24 protein-coding genes and 2 tRNA genes are annotated in these 24,440 nt (G+C 62.7%); 5 read left to right on the top strand and 21 right to left on the bottom strand.

Going from position 1 to position 24,440, the window contains the following annotated elements:
- Positions 1-53 precede the first annotated feature (53 nt).
- From ACSSVG_RS19220 to coaD, 6 genes are all read right to left on the bottom strand, one after another.
- Positions 54-770 (bottom strand): hypothetical protein, encoded by a 717-nt coding sequence (locus ACSSVG_RS19220; protein WP_253468459.1) that lies wholly within the window; start codon positions 768-770, stop codon positions 54-56.
- Between the two features lie 174 nt (positions 771-944).
- Positions 945-1,904 (bottom strand): bifunctional DNA-formamidopyrimidine glycosylase/DNA-(apurinic or apyrimidinic site) lyase, encoded by a 960-nt coding sequence (gene mutM, locus ACSSVG_RS19215; RefSeq protein ID WP_492415885.1) that lies wholly within the window; start codon positions 1,902-1,904, stop codon positions 945-947.
- A 6-nt stretch (positions 1,905-1,910) separates the two neighbouring features.
- Positions 1,911-2,621: a ribonuclease III gene (rnc, locus tag ACSSVG_RS19210; protein WP_159702290.1), complete on the bottom strand. Its 711-nt coding sequence runs from the start codon at positions 2,619-2,621 to the stop codon at positions 1,911-1,913.
- A gap of 23 nt (positions 2,622-2,644) precedes the next feature.
- Positions 2,645-2,848, bottom strand: coding sequence for a 50S ribosomal protein L32 (gene rpmF, locus ACSSVG_RS19205; protein WP_011775139.1), 204 nt, complete (start codon positions 2,846-2,848; stop codon positions 2,645-2,647).
- Between the two features lie 33 nt (positions 2,849-2,881).
- Positions 2,882-3,409, bottom strand: a complete 528-nt coding sequence (locus tag ACSSVG_RS19200; RefSeq protein WP_231339933.1) for a YceD family protein — start codon at positions 3,407-3,409, stop codon at positions 2,882-2,884.
- Positions 3,410-3,574: 165 nt separating this feature from the next.
- Positions 3,575-4,075, bottom strand: a complete 501-nt coding sequence (gene coaD, locus ACSSVG_RS19195) for a pantetheine-phosphate adenylyltransferase (RefSeq protein ID WP_231339934.1) — start codon at positions 4,073-4,075, stop codon at positions 3,575-3,577.
- 35 nt (positions 4,076-4,110) lie between these two features.
- Here coaD and ACSSVG_RS19190 point away from each other — a divergent pair, with 35 nt between their 5' ends.
- Together ACSSVG_RS19190 and ACSSVG_RS19185 are read left to right on the top strand one after the other, a co-directional pair.
- Positions 4,111-5,376: an aminotransferase class I/II-fold pyridoxal phosphate-dependent enzyme gene (locus ACSSVG_RS19190; protein ID WP_231339935.1), complete on the top strand. Its 1,266-nt coding sequence runs from the start codon at positions 4,111-4,113 to the stop codon at positions 5,374-5,376.
- Positions 5,373-6,167 carry a spermidine synthase gene (locus ACSSVG_RS19185; RefSeq protein ID WP_492419252.1) on the top strand — a complete coding sequence of 265 codons (795 nt, stop codon included), beginning with the start codon at positions 5,373-5,375 and terminating at the stop codon, positions 6,165-6,167. The genes ACSSVG_RS19190 and ACSSVG_RS19185 overlap by 4 nt, the downstream gene beginning before the upstream one ends.
- Before the next feature lie 17 nt (positions 6,168-6,184).
- On the opposite strand, the gene rsmD is transcribed toward ACSSVG_RS19185, so the two are convergent.
- Genes rsmD through ACSSVG_RS19165 form a run of 4 tightly spaced genes read right to left on the bottom strand, consistent with a single transcriptional unit; the run spans position 6,185 to position 11,163 of the window.
- The gene (rsmD, locus tag ACSSVG_RS19180; protein ID WP_492415884.1) at positions 6,185-6,751 is read right to left on the bottom strand and encodes a 16S rRNA (guanine(966)-N(2))-methyltransferase RsmD; all 567 of its coding nucleotides are present in this window, start codon (positions 6,749-6,751) and stop codon (positions 6,185-6,187) included.
- A gap of 51 nt (positions 6,752-6,802) precedes the next feature.
- Positions 6,803-9,058, bottom strand: coding sequence for an ATP-dependent DNA helicase RecG (locus ACSSVG_RS19175; RefSeq protein ID WP_492415883.1), 2,256 nt, complete (start codon positions 9,056-9,058; stop codon positions 6,803-6,805).
- Positions 9,048-10,103 carry a DAK2 domain-containing protein gene (locus ACSSVG_RS19170; protein WP_492415882.1) on the bottom strand — a complete coding sequence of 352 codons (1,056 nt, stop codon included), beginning with the start codon at positions 10,101-10,103 and terminating at the stop codon, positions 9,048-9,050. Before ACSSVG_RS19170 ends, ACSSVG_RS19175 begins: the two co-directional genes overlap by 11 nt.
- A 22-nt stretch (positions 10,104-10,125) precedes the next feature.
- Positions 10,126-11,163: a thiamine-phosphate kinase gene (locus tag ACSSVG_RS19165; protein WP_492415881.1), complete on the bottom strand. Its 1,038-nt coding sequence runs from the start codon at positions 11,161-11,163 to the stop codon at positions 10,126-10,128.
- A gap of 124 nt (positions 11,164-11,287) precedes the next feature.
- Here ACSSVG_RS19165 and ACSSVG_RS19160 point away from each other — a divergent pair, with 124 nt between their 5' ends.
- Positions 11,288-11,797: a DUF3515 domain-containing protein gene (locus ACSSVG_RS19160; RefSeq protein WP_231339941.1), complete on the top strand. Its 510-nt coding sequence runs from the start codon at positions 11,288-11,290 to the stop codon at positions 11,795-11,797.
- Between the two features lie 26 nt (positions 11,798-11,823).
- Here ACSSVG_RS19160 and ACSSVG_RS19155 read toward each other — a convergent pair whose 3' ends face one another.
- From ACSSVG_RS19155 to leuC, 6 genes are all read right to left on the bottom strand, one after another.
- The gene (locus ACSSVG_RS19155) at positions 11,824-12,957 is read right to left on the bottom strand and encodes a D-alanine--D-alanine ligase family protein (protein ID WP_231339942.1); all 1,134 of its coding nucleotides are present in this window, start codon (positions 12,955-12,957) and stop codon (positions 11,824-11,826) included.
- Positions 12,957-14,009 carry an NAD(P)H-dependent glycerol-3-phosphate dehydrogenase gene (locus ACSSVG_RS19150; RefSeq protein ID WP_231339943.1) on the bottom strand — a complete coding sequence of 351 codons (1,053 nt, stop codon included), beginning with the start codon at positions 14,007-14,009 and terminating at the stop codon, positions 12,957-12,959. Before ACSSVG_RS19150 ends, ACSSVG_RS19155 begins: the two co-directional genes overlap by 1 nt.
- Positions 14,006-14,776, bottom strand: a complete 771-nt coding sequence (locus ACSSVG_RS19145; RefSeq protein WP_492415880.1) for a lysophospholipid acyltransferase family protein — start codon at positions 14,774-14,776, stop codon at positions 14,006-14,008. Before ACSSVG_RS19145 ends, ACSSVG_RS19150 begins: the two co-directional genes overlap by 4 nt.
- An 11-nt stretch (positions 14,777-14,787) precedes the next feature.
- A complete protein-coding gene (gene murA / locus ACSSVG_RS19140) occupies positions 14,788-16,113 on the bottom strand; it encodes a UDP-N-acetylglucosamine 1-carboxyvinyltransferase (RefSeq protein ID WP_159702251.1) in 1,326 nt (441 codons plus the stop codon).
- Between the two features lie 209 nt (positions 16,114-16,322).
- Positions 16,323-16,931 carry a 3-isopropylmalate dehydratase small subunit gene (leuD, locus tag ACSSVG_RS19135; RefSeq protein WP_159702248.1) on the bottom strand — a complete coding sequence of 203 codons (609 nt, stop codon included), beginning with the start codon at positions 16,929-16,931 and terminating at the stop codon, positions 16,323-16,325.
- Between the two features lie 10 nt (positions 16,932-16,941).
- Positions 16,942-18,393: a 3-isopropylmalate dehydratase large subunit gene (gene leuC, locus ACSSVG_RS19130; RefSeq protein ID WP_231339946.1), complete on the bottom strand. Its 1,452-nt coding sequence runs from the start codon at positions 18,391-18,393 to the stop codon at positions 16,942-16,944.
- 134 nt (positions 18,394-18,527) lie between these two features.
- Between leuC and ACSSVG_RS19125 the strand changes: the two genes are divergently transcribed.
- A complete protein-coding gene (locus tag ACSSVG_RS19125; RefSeq protein WP_014922101.1) occupies positions 18,528-19,247 on the top strand; it encodes an IclR family transcriptional regulator in 720 nt (239 codons plus the stop codon).
- Between the two features lie 7 nt (positions 19,248-19,254).
- On the top strand, positions 19,255-19,791 hold the full coding sequence (locus ACSSVG_RS19120; protein ID WP_492415879.1) for a DUF1697 domain-containing protein: 537 nt from the start codon (positions 19,255-19,257) through the stop codon (positions 19,789-19,791).
- On the opposite strand, the gene ACSSVG_RS19115 is transcribed toward ACSSVG_RS19120, so the two are convergent.
- The 5 genes from ACSSVG_RS19115 to ACSSVG_RS19095 all read right to left on the bottom strand — a co-directional run bounded on the left by ACSSVG_RS19115 (position 19,788) and on the right by ACSSVG_RS19095 (position 24,431).
- Positions 19,788-21,407: a GTPase gene (locus tag ACSSVG_RS19115; RefSeq protein ID WP_231339948.1), complete on the bottom strand. Its 1,620-nt coding sequence runs from the start codon at positions 21,405-21,407 to the stop codon at positions 19,788-19,790. The genes ACSSVG_RS19120 and ACSSVG_RS19115 overlap by 4 nt on opposite strands.
- Positions 21,404-23,185: a dynamin family protein gene (locus tag ACSSVG_RS19110; protein WP_492415878.1), complete on the bottom strand. Its 1,782-nt coding sequence runs from the start codon at positions 23,183-23,185 to the stop codon at positions 21,404-21,406. Before ACSSVG_RS19110 ends, ACSSVG_RS19115 begins: the two co-directional genes overlap by 4 nt.
- Before the next feature lie 105 nt (positions 23,186-23,290).
- Positions 23,291-23,366, bottom strand: a tRNA-Glu gene (locus tag ACSSVG_RS19105).
- A 127-nt stretch (positions 23,367-23,493) separates the two neighbouring features.
- Positions 23,494-23,565, bottom strand: a tRNA-Gln gene (locus ACSSVG_RS19100).
- Between the two features lie 137 nt (positions 23,566-23,702).
- Positions 23,703-24,431 carry an HAD family hydrolase gene (locus ACSSVG_RS19095; RefSeq protein WP_492415877.1) on the bottom strand — a complete coding sequence of 243 codons (729 nt, stop codon included), beginning with the start codon at positions 24,429-24,431 and terminating at the stop codon, positions 23,703-23,705.
- Positions 24,432-24,440 lie beyond the last annotated feature (9 nt).

Below are 24,440 nucleotides of genomic sequence, written 5' to 3'. Positions count from 1 at the left end.
TTTGTCCCGTTTACCGCCGCTGCGATCTGAGAGCGAAATGTACATGGGTTCCCCTACTCCGCCGTTGTGTGCAGGCTGCCCAACAGCTGGAAGCGTGAGCTCCCTGTCCCCGTCGTCGACACAGAAACAGTCACCGTGTCTGTGCCTCTGACGAACCGTGCGGCCACGGCACCGTCCGCCGCCGGGGCTTCCTCTGACCAGAAGCCGTGGGAGACCAGCGATTGGCGGAAGGAATCCAGGACCTCGGCCCGCGGCTTGGCAATGATGCCGTCCGCTGTCAGTTGGAGGATGTTGCCCGATGTTGAAACAGACGTGGACCCGATGGTGGTCCCGGATGGCAGCGAAAGGACACCGTCCGGCCAACCGTCCACCAGTTCACCGTCCGCGCTGCCAGGTGCCGGGAGTGCCCCGGTAATAAGGGGCGCCGGTGTGGTCGGTTCAGGCAATCCAGTAGGAGTAGCGGTCACTGGCGGCAGGACCTCGAGTGGCTTTGAGGTGGGTGCGCTGGCATTACCATCGGCGCCGCCGGACCCAGTGCCGCCGGCCCCGCTGCCGCTGCCCTCGGTTCCGCCGTTCGCAACCCCCGACGGCGTACTACCGGGGGTGGGCGTGGCGGCACCGGTGGAACCCGTGCCGGGGCTTGAACTGGACGATGACGGCCCTTGCGCGGAGGTGGATCCTGGCTTTGCCATTTGGTCCAGCACAATGGCCACGGCGGCAATGAGCACAGCCAGGCAGAGACCAGCTATGACCAGCCGCCGCGCCATCATGGCGTACCTGGACTGCGAAGAGGTCGACCGGTCCGGGATTCAAAAACGGCTGCAGGTAGAACTGACGCCACCCACTTTGTGGTGGCGTTGATCCTTGCGATGGCGATTCGAAGCGCCAAGCTGTTCATGGGGACAGTCTGCCATTGTGATCCCGATTCCGGAACAGTTTTGGCGCTACCAACGTCCGTTCCGTGGCCGGGGTTGGCACACCGGGCATGTATAGGAGGAACGGTTCATGAACTGTTCCCTTTTCATGATGCTGTGCAGGCCGATTGCCTCGCAGCGGCCGCACAATTCGCCCGCACGCCCATAGGCATTGAGCGACCGGGCGAAGTACCCGGAATCGCCGTTGACATTCACATAGAGGGAATCGAAACTTGTCCCGCCTGCAGCCAACGCAGCGTTCATCACGTCCCTCACCGCCTCTACGAGCCGCTCTGCATCGGCACGGCGCATGGTGTCCGTGGCCCTGGCGTAGTGGAGGCGGGCGCGCCACAAGGCTTCATCCGCATATATGTTGCCAATGCCCGAAATGACGGACTGGTCCAGCAGCGCCCTCTTGATGCCAGTCTTGCGGTTCCTGATCTTTCGATGGAACGCGTCGAACGAAAAGAACGGGTCAAGCGGATCCCGGGCAATGTGGGATGCTTCCTCCGCGATCTCAGGCAAGGGCGTTTCGCCCAAGCCGCCGGGGCCGCCGTCGGACGTCGGTACCAGGGACGTCACGAACAGGCCGCCAAAAATCCTTTGGTCCACGAACCGCAGCTGCTCCGGCATGTCATCCAACGGGCTGAGCGTGATCCTGACCTTGAGATGCTTTTCGTCCGGCACGGCCGGGTCCTGCATCAGCAACTGGCCGCTCATTCCCAGATGCGCCATCAGCGCCACTTTGGGGAGCTCTCCGGCTGTGGCTTCGTGTGGAGTGTTCATGGCAAGGGGCATCCAAAGGAACTTTCCCCGGCGAACGACGTCCAGCACAGTGGCGTGCTCAAGGTTTCCGATGAAGTCTTCCGTGCCCAGGGCATGCCGCCTGATGGAACGCGGATCGAGGACCTCGACGGCGGTAATGGAACGTCCACGGACCCAACGGGCCAGGCCGCGACGCACTACCTCTACTTCGGGAAGCTCAGGCATGGGCGTTCAGGCAGACGCAGGGCCGGCTGGCGTCGGGTCCAAGGCGGTCAAGGCGCGCCAGGCATCAGCGGCTGCTTCCTGTTCCGCTTCCTTTTTGGAATGGCCTGAACCGCGGCCGTAAGGAGTGCCGCCGATGTTCAGTACTGCCTCAAAAGTGCGGGCATGGTCCGGCCCCGAACCTTCCACTGCGTAGTGGATGGCACCAAGTTGCCGGCTGGCAGTCAATTCCTGGATGCTCGTCTTCCAGTCGGTCCCGGCACCAAGGGCCCCGGCGTCCTTGAGGAGCGGACCCACCAAGCGCATGACCAACTGGCGTGCGGTTTCCATGTCATTTGACAGGTATGTGGCGCCAATCAAGGCTTCCATGGTGTCAGCCAGGATGGAGGCTTTGTTCTTACCGTCGGTCAGCTTCTCGCCTTGCCCGAGGTAAATGAACTCACCAACACCGATTTCGCGGCCGATTCCGGCCAGCGCACGCGTGCTGACGACAGCGGAGCGCCGTTTGGCGAGCTCGCCTTCGGGCAGCGTGGGGTTCTCACGGTAGAGAGAATCGGTGACGGAGAAGCCCAGGATGGAGTCGCCGAGGAACTCGAGGCGCTCGTTGGTGGGAATCCCGCCGTTCTCATACGCGTATGAGCGATGTGTCAGAGCAAGACGAAGCGTCTCGGTGTCAATCGAGACACCGAGACGCTTCAGAAGCTCTTCAGTTGAAGACATCCTTTGTCAGCCTGTACGGCAGATTAGGCGTCTGCGACCTTGCGGCCCTTGTATTCAAGGAACAGCGCGGTGCCGGCAGAGTCAGTAACGACCTTTGCCTGGTGCGGCAGGCTGTAGGTAACCTGACCGTTTTCGATGGTCTTGACCAAGTTGGGGGCAGTTGCCTTCCACTGGGCACGGCGGGCGCGTGTATTTGCGCGAGACATTTTCCGCTTGGGAACAGCCACGGCTATCTCATTTCTCTCTTAGACGAACACTTACTAATCGGTTTGCCGGTCAGTCTTAGCCAGATCAGCTAGGGCAGCCCAGCGAGGGTCAATGACCTCGTGGTGGTGCCCCGGCTCGTCTTCCAGGCGCGCTCCGCATTCGGAACACAGACCCTGGCAGTCTTCCCGGCACACCGGCTGGAACGGCAGCATAGTGACAACTGCGTCCCGCAACACCGGCTCAAGATCGATCAGATCGTACTCGACTCGACGTTGCTCTTCATCGTCTCCTTCACCCGAAAGCTCAACGCCTTCGTAGAAGAAAAGTTCTTGCACATTGACCTCAAGGTCATACGCAAGGGGATCCAGGCATCGACCGCATTCGCCAGTTACTTCGACGTCCACGGTTCCAGATACCAGAATTCCTTCGTGTACGGCCTCAAGACGAAGATCCAGCTCGATATCCGAGCCTTCCTTTACGCCAATGAGCGCCACACCAAGGTCACTTGGCGCAGGTACATGCTCGTTGAGTGTCCGCATGGTCCCTGGACTGCGTCCAAGGTCCTTGACTACCAGCGCCAAGGGCGAACTTGCATCTCGCTTAATGAGAACTCCTGTAGAACATATGACCGACGTACCATCTTAGCCTGATCACGCTTGAGGACTCAAACCGACGCCGGGCGCGCGCAAATGCACGTGGTTTCAGCTTGGGGCACTCCGCATAAGGGCGCGAGGTACCCGTCAAGCTTACCCTTTGCGCGGGTGTTCCGTTGGCGGCTCGCCAGCGAGCAGCCGCTTCAGCACGGATTTGGGGACAAAATCAGAGATATCCCCTCCCAGAACGTTGACCTCTTTGATGAGGGTGGAGGACAGGTGGACGTAGTGTGCTTCCGCCGGGAGGAAGACGGTCTCCACTCCGGCCAACTGGCGGTTCATCGTGGCCATCGGCAACTCGTAGTCGAAATCCGAGGACGAACGGAGGCCCTTGACGATGGCCGAGACGCCCCTGTGCCGGCAGTATTCCGCCAACAGTCCTTCACCCATCGGCTCGACGATTATCCCGCGAAGCGAGGCCAGCGTTTCGCGGGCCATCTCCATCCGGTCTTCGAGGCTGAACCGGTACTTCTTGGCGTAATTGGTGGACACGGCCACAATGACTTCGTCAAACAAGCCCGCGGCCCGGGCAATGACTTCGAGGTGTCCATTGTGGATAGGGTCAAAGGATCCAGGGCAAACCGCGCGTCTCATGAGACGAACCTACCCCATAGCTTCACCGGGATACCATGGCTGACATGGCATCCGCAGGCAGCAGCCCCTCCCTAGATATCAGCGCAGGCACCACCCCGGACGCCGGTCCAGCACCCTGGCAACGGGCTGCCATCGGAGCCAACCTGCTCTCGCCTGAGGGAGGGCTGGGAGTGACCATCTTCGAGGAGATGACCACGCTGGCACTCTCCACCGGCGCCATCAACCTGGGCCAAGGCTTCCCCGATGAAGACGGACCCGACGAGATCAAGGCAGCAGCCCGGACTGCCATTGAATCCGGGGCAAACCAGTACGCACCCGGCAAAGGCGTTCCCGCCCTCAGGGAGGCCATCGCGGCACACCAGCAGCGCTTTTACGGGCTGACCCCGGATCCGGACACTGAAGTCCTTGTCACCACCGGCGCCACGGAAGCGATCGCCGCCACTCTGCTTGCCTTCGCCCAGCCTGGCGACGAAGTACTGACCTTCGAACCCTTCTACGACTCCTACGGGGCCATTATCGGGATGGCAGGTGCCACCCACGTCACCGCTCCCCTTCTGGCCCCGGATTTCCTTCCTGACCTTCCGGCATTGGAAAGCGCCTTCAGCAGCCGCACCAAAATCGTCCTGCTGAACAACCCGCATAACCCCACAGGTGCCGTTTTCCCCGAAGGCGTCCTGTCCAGGATCGTGGAACTGGCCGCCAAATACGGCGCCATCATTGTCAGCGATGAAGTCTACGAGCACCTGACGTTTGGCGTGGCCCACATCCCCATTGCGTCCCTGCCGGGGGCATCGGAACGGACCATCACCATCTCCTCCGCCGGGAAGACCTTCTCCTTCACGGGCTGGAAAATAGGCTGGCTCAGCGGACCGGAACACCTGGTCTCGGCCGTACGTACCGTGAAGCAATTCCTGACTTACAGCTCCGGCACGCCCTTCCAGAGCGCCATTGCCGTGGGCCTCGGCCTTCCCGATGAGTTCTACACGGGTATCGCCACGACGCTCCACCACAAACGCGACATCCTGGCCGAAGGGCTGCGCGCAGCAGGGTTCGGTGTGTACACCCCCAGCGGTACCTACTTCATCAACGTGGACACAGCACCGCTGGGCATCCGTGATTCCGTGGACCTGGCACGGCGCCTGCCGGGCCTTGTTGGCGTGGCAGCCATTCCCGTTCCCGTCTTCTGCCACCCTGAAGGAGCCGAGCGGACACGGAGCCTGCTCCGGTTTGCCTTCTGCAAGAAGACTGATGTCCTGGAAGAAGCCGCCAGCCGCCTGGCAACGCTCAAGGACCGGCTCTGAATCCCGCAGGCTCCGGCCAGCACTACGCCAGGCGCTTCCTCCGGACGACGGGGCAACACGCCACCATCGAACCTGACTCCCTCATTGAGGGCAGCTTCGTCCTCAGCATCGGCGGCGCCGAGCAATCACACGTGAATCTCACGGAACCAAGCGAGGTCTTCTACGAGTACTTGCGGAGGATCGGCCATGTGGTGGACCTGGCCGCTGAACCAGGAACATCCATCAGAGCCCTGCATTTGGGCGCAGGCGCGCTCACACTTGCCCGCTATATCGAGGCCACGCGCCCGGGCTCTGAACAGTACGCGGTTGAACTCGAACGCGAACTCCTGGACTTCGTGCTGCAAAAACTGCCCATGCCTGAGGGCACCACACTGCACACCCATATTGGCGACGCACGCGATGCCTTGGCGGAGCTTCCCGCCAAGGTGCTGTTCGACGTCGTGATTCTCGACATCTTTTCTGGGCCTGAGGCCCCGGCGCACATTGCCTGCAAGGAGTTCTACGAAGAAGCTGCGGTGCGGCTGCAGCCCCATGGGGCGTTGATCATCAACGTGGGCGATGAACCTGCGCTGACACTGGTACGCAGCCAGGTGGCGGCCATGCGCGAATCCATGCCTGACGTCGCCGCCTTTGCTGAAACGGGAATGTTCGCAGGCCGTTATCCGGGCAACATCATCTTGGTAGGCACCCGCGGGCAGTGGCCGCCGGAGTGGACAACAGAGCTTCTGGCGCGGGGTCCGCATCCAGCCACCGTCCTCACCGGCATGGACCTGGACCGGATAACCGGCTAGCGGGGTTGCTTGGCCTGTCAGGCCGGTTCAGCGAACCAGAGTTTGGTCTCGCCATACTTCTTGTCCGCGAAGCATTCCAAGGACTCAGGCCACTCTGGTTCGGGGCTGCGTGAACTTCGTTCCACCACAATGACGGCGCCCTCATCCACGTGGGGCGCCAATTTTGCGAGCACCGCGCTCAGGGCCGGTTCGTCCAAGGGGTAGGGCGGATCAAGGAAGACCAGATCCCACACGTCAGCGTCCCCCGCGCGTTCCAGGAAGGATTCCACCTTGGAGCGATGGACCGAGACCTTCCTGCCGCCCAAAAGCTGGTTGACCAAATCGGCATTGCGCTGGCACACGTCGCTTGCCTTGGCATCGAACTCCACGAGATCCACGGTGCGGGCACCCCGGCTGGCGCTTTCAATCCCCAAGGCACCCGAGCCCGCATAAAGGTCCAGGACCCGGGCGTCGTCAATGGCCGCATAGGATTCCAAACGGGAAAACAGCGCTTCCTTCACCCTGTCCGTGGTGGGCCGGGTAGCGGTTCCGGGGACGCTGGTGAGCGGGTTTCCGCCGCCCACCCCGGCAATGATCCGGCTCACAGGCACACTCCATGAATGGGCTCCACGTGGCTGTGGACGGCCCTTGGATGACTAACCGCGTTCAAGGAACGCCTCCTTTTCGGGGTTCAAGTATTCGTCGATTGCCGCAGCAAGTGCCGGCTGGTGTTGCAGGGCAGGGTCCTCTGCCACAAGGCTTTGGGCATCCGAACGCGCGCGGGCAATGATGTCCTCGTGGTCAAGGACGCGGAGCAACTTGAGCGTGGAGCGCCCACCGGATTGCGAAGCACCCAGGATGTCGCCTTCGCGGCGGAGCTTCAAGTCTTCCTGTGAGAGTTCAAAGCCGTCAGTGGTCGAGGCAACTGCTTCAAGCCGCCGGCGGCTCGGGTGTCCGGGTTCCAGCGTGGTCACCAACAGGCAGGTACCCGGCAGTCCTCCACGGCCCACCCGGCCGCGGAGCTGGTGAAGTTGCGAAATTCCAAAGCGATCGGCGTCCAGGATCACCATCAAAGTGGCGTTATGCACATCCACACCCACCTCAATGACAGTGGTGGAAACGAGCACCTTGGTCTGGTTGGCTGCGAACGATGCCATGGTCTCGGACTTCAGTTGCGGGTCCTGCCGGCCATGGAGCGGCGCCACTGGAACACCCGCCAGTGCCGGCTCCTGCAGCAAACTTTCGACGACGGCCGTCACCGACGCCAGCTCCCGCGCCGACCCTTCGTCTGCGAGGTCGGCGTCGCTGGGTTCCGCTTCGCCCGGGCTGAAGTCACCGTCGTCGTCGTCTCCGATTTTGGGACACACCACGTACACCTGGTGGCCTGATTCGACTTCTTCGCGCGACCGCTTCCAAATGCGGTCCACCCACCCGGGATTCTCCACGAGTCCCACCACGTGCGTGGAAATGGGTGCGCGCCCGGCAGGAAGCTCATCGAGGATGGAGGTCTCAAGGTCACCGAAAACCGTCATCGCCACCGTGCGCGGAATAGGGGTGGCAGTCATGACCAGCAGGTGGGGTGGCCTCTGCGCTTTGGCCCGGAGGGCATCACGTTGCTCCACGCCGAAACGGTGTTGTTCATCAACCACGATCAAACCGAGGTCCTGGAAGCTCGTCTTATCGCTCAGCAACGCGTGGGTGCCGATCACGATTCCGGCATTTCCGGAGGCCGCATCCAACATTGCCTGCTTGCGCGCCGCAGTGGGCATGGAGCCCGTCAAGAGTGTCACGTGCACGGAGTCCGGCGACGAGTCCCCGCCGAGCATCCCTGCGCCACCGAAAACATGATCGCCCGCCAAGGACCCCAAAGTCCTGCGGATGGACTGGAAGTGTTGGGCCGCCAACACCTCGGTAGGCGCCAGGAGCGCAGCCTGGCCACCTGCGTCAACCACCTGCAACATGGCGCGCAAAGCAACAATGGTCTTGCCGGAACCCACTTCGCCCTGCAGCAGCCGGTTCATGGGTGCGTCCCGGGCAAGTTCTTCAGCAAGTGTCTTTCCGACGGCGGATTGGCCGGCGGTCAGCGTAAAGGGCAGGTTCTGATCAAACTTGCTGAGCAAACCACCCACTCTGGGCCGGCGTGCGGTGGCTTCCTCCGCTGCAAGTTGGGCGCGGCGGCGGGCCAGGGCCGTTTGCAGCACGAGGGCTTCCTGGTACCGAAAGCGCTCCTGGGCCCGTTGCCAATCCTTGGAGGTCTCTGGTGAATGGATCAAGCGGTACGCCTCAGCGACGCTGAGCAACCCGTCCCTCTGGACGATGCTTGAAGGAAGAGGGTCCGCCAATGCATCAAGGTCCACGGTCTGGAGCAAGGCAGTAATCACTTTGTGGATGGACCAACTGGTCAGCTTGGCCGTTGCCGGATAGACCGGGATGGGCATCGCTGCAAGCTTTTCGGGGTCCACGGAGCCACCCGCCGCCGGATCCTCGTCCAGCAGCAGGAAGTCCGGGTTGGTCAGGCCGAGCGCTCCGCCATAGCGGCTTACCTTGCCCGAGAACATTGCGCGTCGGCCGGGAAGGAGTTCTGCCTTGGCCCGGAATCCATTGAAGAAGCTGACCTTCAAAGTGCCAGGAACGCCGCTTCCCCCGGCCTCGTCCGTCACCACCACGTCCGTGATGGAACCACGGCGGGCCCGCATCTGGCGCGTGCTGTTGGACAGGACACGTGCAATGAGGGTGACTTCTTCATCCAGCGGCAGATTGCTGATAGGGGTCAGCTCACCGCGGCTCAGATACCGGCGCGGAAAGTAGTTCAGCAGGGCACCTGTGGTCTTGAGGTCCAGGTGCTTTTCGATGACCCCTGCCGAACGCTTGCCGATTCTCCGCTCGAGGGGTAGTTCCAGCTCAGTAATCATGCCGTGACTGGCCTGTAATGCTGGGCTCGTGATCCTCGGCTGGATCCTGTGCAGCCGAATCCTGCGTGTTGCCGCGGGCCAGGGCCAACTGGCTGACGGCGATGTCCGTGGGCTCGCCCAGCGAACGGATAAGGGCTACTGCCGGCTCCGGGTCAGGGACGTGGACATGGACCCTCCACCGGTAGCTGACTTCCACCGTCGATTCGTCGTCGTCATCCTGGTTTTGGGCACCTCCCACCTGGCTCATGATGACCGAATCGCCCATCTCATCCAACCGCTGCCGCAAAATAGCTGCATTCAACGGAGAGAGGTTGATAGTACACATGACTTCCACGCCGTCATCGGCCGGCATGTGCTCATGGATGTGGGGATCCTGCAGTTTGTAGCCATGGAGGCCGTCCAGGAGTTCGTCCTGGAGCTCCTCACCCAGGACCGCTGACCGGAGGCAGTCCAGGACAAGCAGCATGCCAACGCCACCAGCGTCAACGACGTGGGCTTCGTGCAGTTGTGCGAGCTCGTCCTCAGTGCGGACCACGGCCTGGAAGGCAGCTTCCACTACGGCATCGAGTGCCAGGCCCAGTGCATGGTTGCTGTCGTCGGCGTTGTGGGATGCGTCCACGGCCTGTGCAGCATGGGCAGCTGCCTCCAGGACCGAGAGCATGGTCCCGGCTACAGGTTCGCTCAACGCGGACCAGGCCCGGATCTGGGCCCTGTTCAGGGCAGTGGCGAGAAGCGGCGCGCTAAGGCGTGATTTGCCAGCCAACGGCTCAGCGGCGGCACACAGGAAGACAGCAAAGAGAGTGCCCGAGTTTCCCCGGGCCTGCTCCATGGCTGCCTGCCCGGCACGCGACAAAACCGCGCCGACGTCGTTTCCGGTTTCGCTCGTTTCCGGCCCAGCGCCGTCAAGGGCGGATACAGCCGCCCGAACCGTGAGATACAGGTTGGTGCCGGTATCACCGTCAGCCACCGGGAAGATGTTGATCGCATTGAGGCGGTCGCTGTGGTTGCCAAGAACCACCTCCGCCTTGCCGAGCCAACGTTTCATGGCGTGCGCATTCGCGGCGATCTTAGTCTGCAAAGTGATCCCATCCAACGGTGTCAGCAGCTTGCCCGGCAACCCGGACGCCGCTGCCTGGCGGCCCGACAACGGCTTGAACTGAGCCTATCGCAGTGAACCCCTGCGGCAGCTGAATTCCTGCTGGGAACGTAGCGAGCAATCCGTGGTCCTCTCCCCCGCCGAGGACCCAAGGCATGGCGTCCCGGCCCAGCAATGCTGCTGCCGGTTCCAAGGGCAGCGCGTGGATCCTTAAGGCCACCGGATCAAAATCCAGGACCACCTGACTTGCCGCGGCCAACCTGCTGCCGTCGCGGAGAAGGCCGTCTGAAATATCCAACATTGCGGTGGCACCGCCCTGCGCAGCCAGTGGTCCGGCGGCAAGTGGTGGCTGCGGACGGCACTGGTTGTCCACCAATCCGCGCAGCTCCGGCGTCAGGCTTTCCAAGGGGACATTACTTTCCAGCAGCGCCCAGCCGGCCCCTGCACGTCCCAACGTCCCTGCGACCGCGACGACGTCACCCGGCGTGGCCCCGGACCTCAGCACCGGTGCCATTCCGCCCAGTGTTCCCATGACGGCTACAGTCACCGTAAGTTCACGCCCCCTTCCGAGGTCTCCCCCGGCGACAGAGCAGTCAGGAGCGCCCAAGCCGATAATCGCCGCCGTGAGGCCATCGGCGAACGCCTCCACCCATTCCACCGGCGTCGATGGTGGCATGGTCAGGCTCACTACCAGGGACGTAGCCCGGCCGCCCATGGCATTGATGTCACTGAGGTTTTGCGCTGCAGCCTTCCAGCCGACGTCGAACCCGGTGGTCCGGTAACCGTTGTTCCACTCCAGCCTGAAGTCCTGGTCCTGGGTTTGGGTATCGATGGAGATCAGCGTTCGGCCGTCCGGGGCCGCGATCAGGGCAGCATCGTCTCCCGGACCCAACAAGACGCCGGGACTACGGTTCAGGCGCGGAAAAATCCTGGCAAGGAGCTCGGATTCCGAAAGGTCTTGGACGGTCAACTGTTCTGCGGGCACTGCACTCAACTGTTCTGCGGGCACTGCACTACGCTATCGCGATCCGCTGACAGAATAACGCCGCGCCCCCATCTCCAGGGGAGGATCTTCAATGTGACCACGGATACACGAAATCCGGTGGACAGTGCCCGCGGGATAGGCTGGATGGATGCATCAAATGACCCTCCGCCGGACTGCGCTGGCTGTTTCCGTGGCCTCAGCTTCCGTCCTCGCTTTGTCGGCTTGTTCACCCGCAGTTGACGTCACGGCTGCTACAGACGCCGCCAATCCTGCCTGTGCCCCCATGATGGTCGCCCTGCCGGACCAGATCGGGGATGCAGCACTCCGCAAGACCAACAGCCAGGCCACCGCGGCATGGGGTGACCCTTCGCAGGTCATCCTCCGGTGCGGCGTGAACGTACCGGGTCCCACCACAGACCGTTGCGTCAGTGTCAATGACATCGACTGGGTCATCAAGGAAGGCGATCCGGTCTACACCCTGACCACTTTCGGCCGCGAGCCCGCCACCGAGATCCTGATTGATCCGGCCAAGTTGGAGACCGCCAACATCAGCTCCGCAACAGTCCTGACCGAACTCGCAGCAGCCGTCGGCAAGATCAAGGCCACGGGAAAGTGCGTAGGCCAGGAAGACCTGCAGAACCTGCCCACCAGCAAGTAGCAGCAGTTCCGCAGGCCGCCTGGCTGCTAGCGAAGACCCGTCTTGCGGGTCAGTGCCAGATAAATCAGTTCATCGATCAACTCGCCGTAGGCGAGGCCTGATGCCGCCCACATTTGCGGGTACATGCTCTTGGGTGTGAAGCCCGGCATGGTATTGATCTCATTGATGATCAGTTCACCGGCAGGGGTGTAGAAGAAGTCCACCCGGCTGAGGCCCTCGGCTCCCACGGCGTCGAAAGCCACGGCGGCAAGTTCGCGCACACGGCTGATCGCTTCGTCCGGCATGTCGGCCGGGCAGCTCAGCGCAGCGGCGCCGTCCTCCACGTACTTGGCCGCGAAGTCATAGAACTGGTGCTCGCCGGCGGCCACCGCAATTTCACCGGGCATTGACGTCCGGGGTGCCTCCGTGCCGCGTCCTTGCAGGACTGCGCATTCGATCTCGCGGCCAACAATTCCGGCTTCGATGACCAGCTTCAGGTCATGGCGGCGGGCTTCTTCAATGGCGGAGTCGAGACCCTCCATCGAATCGACCTTGGAGATTCCCATGGACGACCCCGCCCGGGCCGGCTTGACGAAGACAGGGAATCCGAGCTTGTCGACGCGCTTCCGGACGGCCTCCGCATCCGTCAGCCATTCACGGTCCGTGACGGCAATGTACGGTCCAACGCCCAGTCCGGCAGATTCGAACACCACCTTCATGAAGTGCTTGTCCATGCCAACAGCCGACGCCAGGACACCTGCGCCCACATAGCGGGTATCGGAGAGTTCCAGGAGGCCTTGGATGGTCCCGTCTTCTCCCCAGGGCCCGTGAAGAAGGGGAAACACAACGTCCACGGAACCCAATTCCTGCGGAACGGCATTGGGCTCGGTCACGATGAGCTGGTGTTCGCCACCAACTTCGGCCAAGGTGACGGTCTTGCCCGAAGGCGCCACCTCGGGAAGCGCTGTGGAACTCAACGACCATTGGCTGGTATCTCCCGAAGCAAGGACCCATTGTCCCGACTTGGCGATTCCAATGGGTATGACCTCGTATTTGTCCTTGTCGATGGCCCCCATGACACCGGCCGCGGTGACGCAGCTGACGGCGTGTTCGCTGGAGCGCCCGCCAAAGAGAATTGCTACGCGGGGGCGGCCCGCAGGGGTGGAGTTATCTGTCACCATCAGTAGTCGCCTTCGGACTTCAGGGCCCGGGCCAGCAAGCGTGGTCCCAGGTCGTCAACGGACATTCTGCCTTCCAGCACCGCTACCACGGCCGCTGTGATGGGCATTTCAACGTTCAGTTTGCCAGCCAGCTCGTGCACGGCCGGGCCGGATTTGATGCCTTCGGCAGTCTGCGTCATCTGCTCGGCCACCTGCTCCAGGCTGAGACCCTCGCCGAGCAAACGGCCAGCGGTGTGGTTGCGTGACAGGGCCGAAGAACATGTTGCCACCAAATCGCCAAGCCCGGCCAGTCCGGCCATGGTGTGGGCTTCTCCGCCAAGGGCCAGCGCAAGCCGGGAGGTCTCAGCGAGTCCTCGCGTAATCACCGAAGCCTTGGTGTTGTCACCCATTTGCCGGCCCTCGCAAATGCCCACGGCAAGCGCGATCACATTCTTGACGATCCCGCCGATCTCAACACCCACCACGTCGGTGCTGGTGTATGGACGGAAATAGGGAGCGGTGCAGCACAGGGCAATCGCAGCGGCCGTATCGGCGTCGCTGCAGGCAACCACGGACGCTGTGGGTTGCTCCCGGGCGATCTCCATCGCGAGGTTGGGGCCTGAAACCACTGCCACCCTGGAGGCAGGAAGCCCCAGCTCCTGGGCAATGACTTCACTCATCCGGGCGTCAGTGCCCAGTTCCAAACCCTTCATCAGGGATACGACCACGGCATCGGGGGCCAGCAACGGCTTCCACTCACCCAGTTGCGGGCGCAGTGATTGGGCCGGCACCGCCAGGACCACCAGGGTGGCGCCTTTGAGGACCTCGGCCACATCCGTGGATGCGGAGACGGAGCCTGGAAGCTCGATGTCTTTCAAGTACTGCTCGTTGCGATGCAGGGAATTGATCTGCTCCACGACTTCTGGGCGACGGCCCCAGATCCGGATGCTTCGTTCGGTACCCGTGGCTGCTGCAGCGTCCGCCAGGATCTTGGCAAACGTGGTGCCCCATGATCCGGCACCCAAAACCGCCACAACGTCCGGCGCTTGGACAGTGCCTTGGAGAATGGTCATTTACCTTCCTCAGGTTCCGGCGCCTCTGATCCACGTTCAACGAAGCGGCCGTGCTTGGACTGTTTGTGGACAGCCGGATCCCAGCGTTCAGCTGGGGCGGCCTCGTTGCGCAGTGTGGCCAGAAGTCCAGTGATGGCTGCCATGATGACTTCTGTGGCCTCGGTCAGGGTGGCGCGGTCCATCGGCCGGTCGCTGAAGGCGCTGAGGTCCACCGGCTTCCCGATCAGGACACGTACGGTTTTGCGCGGGAAAATGTGAAAACGCTTGGCATAGCGCGGGAAGACTTCGTGGGCACCCCAGTGCGCCATAGGCACCACAGGGGCACCTGTTTGCAGGGCAAGCCGGGCAGCCCCGGTGTGTCCCTTCATAGGCCAAAGGTCGGGGTCGCGGGTCAGGGTTCCCTCGGGATAGATGATGATGGCACCGCCGGCATCCACCACCTCTTTGGCAACTTGAAGCGAACGGTTCGCTCCCGCCGTCGAGCGTTCAACCGGAATCTGTCGGGTGGCATGCAGCAGGGCTCCCAGGACAGGGACCTTGAAGAGGCCGGTCTTCGCCAGGAAGTGCGGCGGACGCTTCTGGTTGTACACCATGTGTCCGATCACGATGGGATCGATCTCGGTGCAGTGGTTCGGCACTGCGATGAAACCACCCCGTGGAAGGTTCTCGATTCCCTCCCACTTCTTGGCCATCAGGATGTTCATCAACGGACGCGCGAGGCCCGCCAGGATAATGAACGTGGCACGGCTCTTGGCCGATTCCTTCAAAGGATCCCCCGCTACTTGGTGGTGGTGATATCGAAATCGGCGCCGAGGCCGGCCAGCTTCTCGGTAAAACGCTCGTAACCGCGGTTGATGATGTCGATGCCTGTGACCCTGGAGGTTCCGGTGGCGGCAAGAGCCGCTATGAGGTGGCTGAAACCGCCGCGAAGATCAGGAATGTCGATGTCGGTGCCACGGAGCGGTGTGGGGCCCGAGATCACGGCTGAGTGAAGGAAGTTCCGCTGCCCGAAGCGGCAGGGCACGCTGCCCAAGCACTCACGGTGCACCTGGATGTTGGCACCCATCCGGGCCAGGGCATCAGTAAATCCGAAGCGGTTCTCATAAACGGTCTCGTGGACGATCGACACACCCTCGGCCTGCGTCAAGGCCACCACCAGGGGCTGCTGCCAGTCCGTCATGAAGCCGGGGTGAACATCCGTCTCAAGGACGAGCGGGGAGAGCTTGCCGCCTTGATGGTAGAAGCGGATGCCGTCGTCGCCGATGTCCATCCCGCCGCCTACTTTGCGGTACGTGTTCAAGAACGTCATCATGTCGCGCTGGGACGCACCTTCGACGAAGATGTCACCCCGGGTGACCAAGGCAGCTGATGCCCAGGAAGCGGACTCATTGCGGTCCGGGAGTGCGCGGTGGTTGTACCCGCGCAGGTCCTTGACGCCCTCAATCCTGATGGTCCGGTCAGTCTGGACGCTGATGATGGCGCCCATTTTCTGCAGGACCGCAATGAGGTCGATGATCTCGGGCTCCGTGGCGGCGCCAATGAGTTCGGTAATGCCCTCCGCGCGCGTTGCGCTGAGCAGGACCTGTTCGGTGGCGCCAACCGAGGGATACGGCAGGGAGATCTTGGCTCCGTGCAGACCGTGCGGGGCGGAGATGTGGATACCACCAGGGCGCTTTTCCACTACTGCACCGAACTGGCGCAGAACATTCAAGTGGTAGTCAATGGGCCGGTCGCCAATCTTGCAGCCACCCAGATCCGGGATGAAGGCCTCGCCAATGGCGTGGATCAGGGGTCCACACAACAGGATGGGAATCCTGGAATCGCCGGCATGGGCATCAATGGCTGTGCTGGAGGCCGTCTTGGCATCCTTTGGATCCAAGGTGAGATCACCCGTTACCGGGTCCTTCGCGACGGTCACGCCGTGCAACTGCAGCAGGCTGGTGACAACCTCTACATCCTTGATTTCCGGCACGTTCCTCAGCACCGATGGTTCACTGCCCAGCAACGCCGCCACCATGGCCTTGGGCACCAGGTTCTTGGCACCGCGAACGGTCACTCGCCCTGTTAACGGGACGCCACCGCGGATTGTCAGAACACTACTCATCTATACCGGTTTCCTCACGACTACTCGCCCCCCAAACTTACAAAGGCTCCAGCTAAGCATAGAAGCTCGCGTTACCGAACCGAAATGGACGCACCCTGCGGCAAAGGTCTCAGGTATCAGTTGAACGTTGACGAAAAAGGACCGGCGGGCAGTCCCCAAGGGTGCCCACCGGTCCGATAGCCACAGAGCTGCGGCCTCACAACAACAAGCTATCCGGCGTCAACTTTCGCGGGAAGCGTCTTCGGCTTGAAGGAAGGACGCGTGGCCTCGTAGGCGGTGATGTCCTCTTCGTGCTGCAGCGTCAGGCCGATGTCGTCGAGGCCTTCCAGGAGGCGCCAACGGGTGTAGTCATCGATGTCGAACGGCGCCACAATGTTGCCGCACTCCACGGTCTTGCTGACCAAGTCAACCTTGACCTCTGTGCCCGGATGATTTTCCAGGACCTTCCAGATCAGTTCGATGTCGTCCTGTGCCACCTGGGCTGCGAGGAGCCCCTGCTTTCCGGAGTTACCCCGGAAAATATCGGCGAAACGGGAGGACAGGACGGCTTTGAAGCCATAGTCCTTCAGGGCCCAGACCGCGTGCTCGCGGGACGATCCCGTGCCGAAATCGGGTCCGGCCACCAGCACGGAGCCGGCGTTGAACGGAGCTTGGTTGAGGATGAAGGACTCGTCCTTGCGCCACGCGGCAAACAGGGCGTCTTCGAAGCCTGTGCGCGTGATGCGCTTGAGGTAGACGGCGGGGATGATCTGGTCGGTGTCCACGTTGCTCTGGCGCAGCGGAACTCCGATGCCGGTGTGGGTAGTGAATGCTTCCATGATGATCCTCCTAGACTGCGATTCCGGTCAGGGTGCCTGCAGCAGCGGACTCAAGGTCCGACGGCGAGCTCAGCGTGCCACGGACGGCCGTGGCTGCGGCCACTACAGGAGAGACCAGATGGGTTCGGCCACCCTTGCCCTGGCGACCCTCAAAGTTGCGGTTGGACGTTGAAGCGCACCGTTCACCCGGCTCAAGCTGGTCAGGGTTCATGCCCAGGCACATGGAGCAGCCGGCAAAGCGCCATTCAGCACCGAATTCCTTGAAGACCTTGTCCAGGCCTTCAGCTTCGGCTTCCAGGCGGACACGGGCTGAGCCGGGAACAACCAGCATGCGGATGTTGGGGTCCTTTTCACGGCCGCGGATGATGTCCGCGGCAACGCGGAGGTCCTCAATCCGGGAGTTGGTGCAGGACCCCAGGAAGACCGTGTCCACACGGATGTCCTTCATGGGAGTGCCGGCTTCCAGGCCCATGTACTGGAGTGCGCGCTCGGCGGCGGCCTTGGCGTTCTCGTCACCGAAATCTTCCGGGGAGGGAACCTTCGCTGAAAGGGAGACGCCCTGGCCGGGGTTGGTACCCCAGGTCACGAATGGCTCCAGTGTGTCCGCGTCCAGGTCCACCTCAACATCAAAGGTGGCGTCGGCGTCGGTGTGGAGCGTGTTCCAATACTCGACGGCTGCATCCCAATCAGCGCCTTCGGGCGCATGCGGGCGGCCCTGCATGTAGTCGTACGTGGTCTGGTCCGGAGCCACCATACCGGCGCGGGCACCGGCTTCGATGGACATGTTGCAGATGGTCATGCGGGCATCCATGGACAGCGCCCGAATGGCGGAGCCACGGTATTCGAGCACGTACCCCTGGCCACCACCGGTGCCGATCTTGGCGATGACGGCAAGGATGATGTCCTTGGCCGTGACCCCGGGACGCAGGGTGCCTTCAACGTTGATGGCCATGGTCTTGAACGGCTTCAAGGACAGTGTCTGCGTGGCCATGACGTGCTCCACCTCGGAGGTGCCAATACCCATGGCCAGCGCACCAAAGGCGCCGTGGGTAGAGGTGTGGGAATCGCCACATACCACCGTCATGCCCGGCTGGGTCAGTCCCAGCTGCGGGCCCACGACGTGCACAATGCCCTGTTCCTTGTCACCCAGGGAGTGGAGGCGGACGCCGAATTCCTTGCAGTTGGCGCGCAGGGTTTCAATCTGGGTGCGGCTGGTCAGATCGGCAATGGGCTTATCAATATCCAGCGTGGGAGTGTTGTGGTCCTCAGTGGCAATGGTGAGGTCAACGCGGCGTAAGGGCCGGCCTGCCAGCCGGAGGCCTTCAAATGCCTGCGGGGACGTCACTTCATGGACGAGGTGCAGGTCGATGAAGAGAAGGTCGGGCTGGGCATTGGCTCCTTCGCCCTCGCCTTTGCGCACGACGTGCGCATCCCAGACTTTCTCGGCCAGTGTCTTTCCCACGGCCTTGCTCCCTTCACTGCGGTTGGATGGAGGCCATCCACTTGAACTGTTCTTCATCTACTGAAGCAGCAGGCTCGTGAAATAGGCCAGTGAAACAACTTGCATCTCAGATAATGAGACGGCAATATCATTACATGGACAATTCTAGTGGAGTCGGTGTCATTGATAAAGCGGCCCAGGTACTCGATGCACTCGAGGCCGGGCCCACGACACTCGCGCAACTTGTAGCGGCCACGGGCCTTGCCCGTCCCACGGTTCACCGGCTCGCGCTGGCACTGGTTCATCACCGGCTGGTGAGCCGCGACATCCAGGGACGTTTTGTCCTCGGCAGCCGTCTGGTGGAGCTCGCATCCGCCGCCGGTGAAGACCGCCTCATCGCCTCGGCAGGCCCGGTCCTCATCCAGCTGCGTGACGCAACCGGTGAAAGCGCCCAGATCTTCCGCCGGCAGGGCGACTGGCGTGTTTGCGTGGCCTCGGCAGAACGCCCCATCGGCCTGCGCGACACCATTCCGGTAGGCACCCAGCTCTCCATGAAGGCCGGCTCCGCCGCCCAGGTACTGCTGGCCTGGGAAGATCACGACCGCCTCCTGGAGGGGCTGCAGAACGCCCGCTTTACGCCCACCGTCCTGGCAGGAGTACGACGCCGGGGCTGGGGTCAGAGCCTCGGCGAACGCGAGCCTGGGGTCGCCTCGGTTTCCGCTCCCGTTCGAGGCCCGTCCGGCAGGGTCATCGCGGCTGTGTCCATTTCAGGTCCGATCGAGCGCCTCACCCGCCAGCCGGGCCGACTGCATGCCGAAGTGGTCTGTAACGCCGCCCGGGTGCTGACCGAGGCCCTCCGAAAGAACAACGACTAGGTTCACCATGAACAGCTACGCGGTGTTCCTTCGCGGCATTAATGTGGGCGGCATCAACATCAAGATGGCTGACCTCAGGACAGCGCTTAATGACTATCCGTTTGCCAAGGTCAAAACCCTGCTGGCCAGCGGAAACGTTGTGCTGCAGAGTGCTCTCAGCGCCGAGGACGTCAAGGCCCGGTTCGAAGAGTGCCTCCGGAAGACGTTCGGCTACGACGCATGGGTGGTGGTGCTCACGGCCGCCAGGGTTGCCGAACTGGTCCACGCCTGCCCCTACCCTGCCGACGACAAATCCACGCATAGCTACGTCACACTTGCTTCCGATACCACGATGCTTGATGACCTTTTCGAGGCCGGCGCGGCCCTTGGCGGGGTGGAACAAGTGCGCCTGGGCCCCGAAGCCTCCGCCTGGCTGGCACCGGCAGGCGGAACCTTGGACAGCCCGTTCAGCAAGCTCTCCGCCAAGGCACGCTACAAAGCCAGCACCACTACCAGGAACCTTCGCACGCTCATCAAAGTCCGGGACGCCGCAGCAGCACTCTAGGCCGAACGTGCCGCTTTCAACGCCGCATTGAAGGCCTTCAAGCGCGTGATCTCCACGTCGACAGGCTCCACAATGCGCTGCTCGGCAACACGTGCCACTGCGGACTTCAAACGTTTCGCTGCCCCTGATGCCCGCGCCCTCGCAGCCCAACCGCCTACGATGCGGCCAGCAATGGCCAGCACAATGCCCAGCAGTACTCCCCCGGCCACCATCAATGTCGGCCAGGGCCAGCCCTCCGTCCGTGGCACCTCCGGCACAGGCATCTGGAAGTACCCAAGGGCAGCCAGGACGCCGAGCCAGCCCAGCCCGCCAACGGCGAGGAGTAGTGCCAGCCATTGGAGGGTATTGAACAGCACCCACCACAAGGGACGCTTCATCGCTTTCAGGTCCGTTCCGGCAATGGCCTGATCCAAAGCATCAGACAGTTGTTCCCTGCCATCACGTGCCACACTCCGAATGGCTGCCCGCCAGGGTCCCGGCGCTCCGGTGGATGCCTCGTCCACAAAATCCCGGACAGCCGCATCCGTCCGCGCGCGCTCCGGTGCGCCGGCAGGCGGTAATGAGGTCCGGCTGAGCTCAGGCCTGGTATCCGGCTTGCCCAGGTTCAGTCGCCGAAGCGGGTCCGGTCGAAAGCGCAACAGCCACCGGGTCACAGGCCAACCCGTCCTGCGGGCCGATTCCCTCCGGAACGACCGCTGCACGGCGTCCACCACGACAGGTACGTTGGCCGCCGTCGCCAGTTCAGATGCGAGCCGGGATTTTGCCCGTCCGTTGATGCCCCGGGCTTCACCTTCGCCGGAGGCACGAGCGAGTTCCGCGGCGGCCTTGGCTACATCGGCTGCAAGGCGCTGGGTTGTTGCCTCCCGCTGTACTACGACGTTCCTGATGGCCCCGCGGACGGCCGGGACGCCGTCGCCAGTTACGGCCGACGCGCCCAGAACGCGGACCTTTCCCAGTCCATCACGCTGAAGGATTCCCTCCAGTGACTCCATGACGGCGGAGGCGTCGGCGGCGCTGAGCTTGTCCACCTGGTTCAGGACAACCAAGGTAACGGCGCCGTGGGAGGCCATGGGCCGAAGGAAGTCATTGTGCACGGCGGCGTCGGCGTACTTTTGCGGATCCAGGACCCAAACCAGGACATCCACCATGCCAACCATGCGTTCGGTGATCTCACGGTTTTCCACCCGGGTGGAGTCGAAGTCGGGCAGGTCCAGGAGCACCAGGCCAGTGCCCTCATCAGCCAACCCCGGAACCGGCGGCAGTGTGTGGCGTTCCTTGACGTCCAACCAATCGAGCAGCGGCCCGCTGCCGTCTTCACCCCAGATTCCTGCCAACGGCGCGGATGTCGTGGGTCGTCGGGCCGTCGCGGTGGCGAGCCCGCTTCCAGACACGGCGTTGAACAAGGACGATTTTCCGCTGCCGGTTGCACCGAAAAAGCCCACCACAGTGTGTCCGGCGGACAATGACCGCCGCGCCGTTGCCCGATCCAGGACGTCATAGACAGACTGCAGGTCCGCGTCCGGGAGCACGCCTTCGGCGAGTTCGCGGGCTGTGTTCAGCGATTCGAGGCGGCGCTGCAACTGGGAAGATTCACGGACCTGGCTGTGGCGGCTCATGCGGCTCCCGCCAGGCGGCCGAGTGCCTTGGCGTGCCGGGCCAGGTCATTACCGGAGCTTGGATGGGCGGCCTCAAGCCTGTTCAGGAACCGCTGTTTCTCATCGTCCAGAAGCCTTTGGCACTGCGTGTGCAGGTCATCCCGTGCCTGTTGGGCAAGGCGACGCACCGCGTCCTCGCCGAACACTGCCTCCAACAGCTTCTGGCCAACCACAGCCGTTCCACCTGCGATGCCGATCTCCAAACCACTCAGGCCGGCCGTCATGGAGAACACCACCACCATCAGCGCTGCGCCAAGCCCGTTGACGCCGAAGGACAACCACCGGGCTTGGGTTCGCTTTCCTTGGCCCTGTGTACGGATCATCTCCATCAGACCCACCTGCCAGGACCGGATCGCAGCAGCAGCCTTTGCATCAAAGTCGTCGCTGGTTCCGGACAGGTCATGGGCGCCGAGGAGTTGTCGGCCTGCGGGGTCCGAACGCCATCGCCTGTCCACGTTCTCTGCTGCGTTGGCAGCTTCATCCAGGATGACGGCCTGAAGCCCGGTTTCGATGGCGGTCTCAACCTTCACTGCCGGGGCTGGTTCGCCGCGGAAGAAAGCCCCCACACGGTCCCGGAAGCGGCCAATGTTCTGCTCGACAGCCCTAAAGAACTCGCCGGTGCCTACGAAATCCTGCCACCTGGCCAGCACTTCCCCGCGCAGCAATGCTCCATCCTTGGTCGCATCAAGAATGCGCAAAAGTGCCTGCTCATACTCCGCGATGCACACTGTCTGGAGTTCATGCGCAGCGGCATCCTGTTCCGCGGCAGCGTTGGCAATTCCTTCCAAACGGACGCTGACTACCTTGACGGCACCGTTGAGTGTCCTGCGGGCCACGTCCGCCCTTCCCGCCGCATTGGCGGCGAGGGCGGCCAACCACTGCCCCAGTGGCGCCACCGATTCCGCGGGGAGCATCCCGAGCCCGTCCAGGTCGCTTTCCGGAACGACGAAGAGCTTCGCTGCCCCGAGCCCCTGCCGGTCAAGCATTGCCTGAAGGTCGGCCTTGACTTCGTCTTCAGCGGTAGCTGGCACCCGGTCCAGAACCACGGCTACGGTGATATCCCGCGAAGCCGCGTCCAGGAGCAGGCGCCAGGGTACGGCGTCGGCGTAGCGGTTCGCTGTGGTGACGAACACCCAGAGGTCAGCGGCAGCAAGCAGCTGTCCAGCCAGCCTGCGGTTGTCATCGGAAATCGAGTCGACGTCAGGCGCGTCCAGGAGGGCGATTCCCTGGGGCACCGCAGCATGGGCGACCAGCACCAACGACGTGATGGCCTGCGCATCGGGGGCGGCACCTGCCTGGTTTGCCGGCAAAGGACTCGTTGAGACAGTGCCCTTGATGCGGTCCAGGCTCGGAAGAATCCTGTGGCCTTCAAACCACCCCGCATCCCCGGGATGGTGGAGCAAGATGGGCTGGCGCGTGGTTGGCCTGATGGCGCCCGCCCGGGTCACCGGGTAACCCACCAGCGCGTTGACCAACGTGGATTTGCCCGCACCCGTTGAACCTCCGACGACGGCCAACAGCGGAGCCTCCAGGCTTCTGTAGCGGGGAATCACGTAGTCGTCGAGCTGCGCAAGGGACTCGCGAATCCATTGGCGGGCTTCCTCGGCTTCCGGCACGGCGAGCGGAAGGGTGGTGGCCGCCAGTTCAGCACGGGCCGACTCCAAAGTTTCGACGGCGGCCGCCGCACCTTGGGCTACGGATTGGTGCCGGCTCGATGCCGGGTCTTGGTTTGCGGTCACAGCATCATCATGCCAGCCGGATCCACCTTGCAAGCGCGAGGCTGGCACGGCAGGTGGAAAACGGGCAAAAGAAATCCCCCGGAACGTGAGTTCCGGGGGATTCGGTGGTGACCCCAGCGGGATTCGAACCCGCGTTACCGCCGTGAGAGGGCGGCGTACTAGGCCGCTATACGATGGGGCCTTGCACTTTTTATCACCGTTTCCGGCGATCAAGCTGAATGAGTATTTCATACTTTCAGCCTCGCTCCAAATCGCTTCTGCTACTTGGAGGTTCCGAATTTCCAGCGTGTTGACGCGGATTTTCAGAGCTGGGATACCAGGACTCGAACCTAGAATGACGGTACCAGAAACCGTAGTGTTGCCAATTACACCATATCCCAAAGTGACTTTCGGACCGGAGTTCCGCGCTTCGGTTTCCCTCAGCTTTTCCCTCCGTGCCCCTCAGCACGAGTAATGACTCTACCGGAGTCTTGCCACCTGCACAAATCGAGAAGCCGTTACCTGCATCACATGAATCTCACGCCGCAGTAGGGGCTTTAGCGAGCAGCCGCGACAGTGAGTCCACCTGGCGTCCTGTGAACTCTTCCACCACTTCCCCGGTCCTGTTGAGCCAGACGCCAATGAGTCCGGCCGCCGTCGCACCATCGGCGTCGAGCAGCCTGTTGTCACCGACGTAGAGGGTCTCCTCCGCGGCGGTACCCAGCAGGCGGACACCCTCAAGGTAGATGGCAGGCTCCGGCTTGGCCGCGCCCACAGTGTCTGTGCCCACGAGGACCTTGATCCTGGAAAGGCCCGCACGGTCCAGCTTGGCGCGCTGGTAGTCATGAACGTTGTTGCTGACGGCTCCATAGGGAATGCCGGCGGCATCGAGTGCGTCCAGGACCTGTTCGACGTCGTCGAAAGCCCTCACGTACGCCGTCTGGCGTTGGTGGTACTCGCTCACCCACGCCTGCGATTCGTCACCATCGCCAAGCTCCACGCCAAAATGGCCAAGGGCAGCCCGGCCGCGAAGCAGTCGCTGCTCGTTGAAGGTCAGCTCGCCGGCCAGGTAACGGTCGTAGAAGTGCGTGGTTTCGTGGGTGAAAATGCGCCCGAACTTCACCCACCCGGCCTGGTCGAGGCCGGGCAGGAGATGTTCACTGACATCACGCAACGCTGTCGTCATGGCGTACTCAAGGTCCACCAAGGTGTCGTCGATGTCGAAGAGGACACCGCGGATGGTGCCGAATGAGCTTGCAATAGCCATGACGTGGGC

Source organism: Paenarthrobacter sp. E2MeOHC11, from assembly GCF_058744955.1.
The sequence above is the reverse complement of the archived record's forward strand: the minus strand, read 5'-3'. Positions and strand labels throughout refer to the sequence as shown.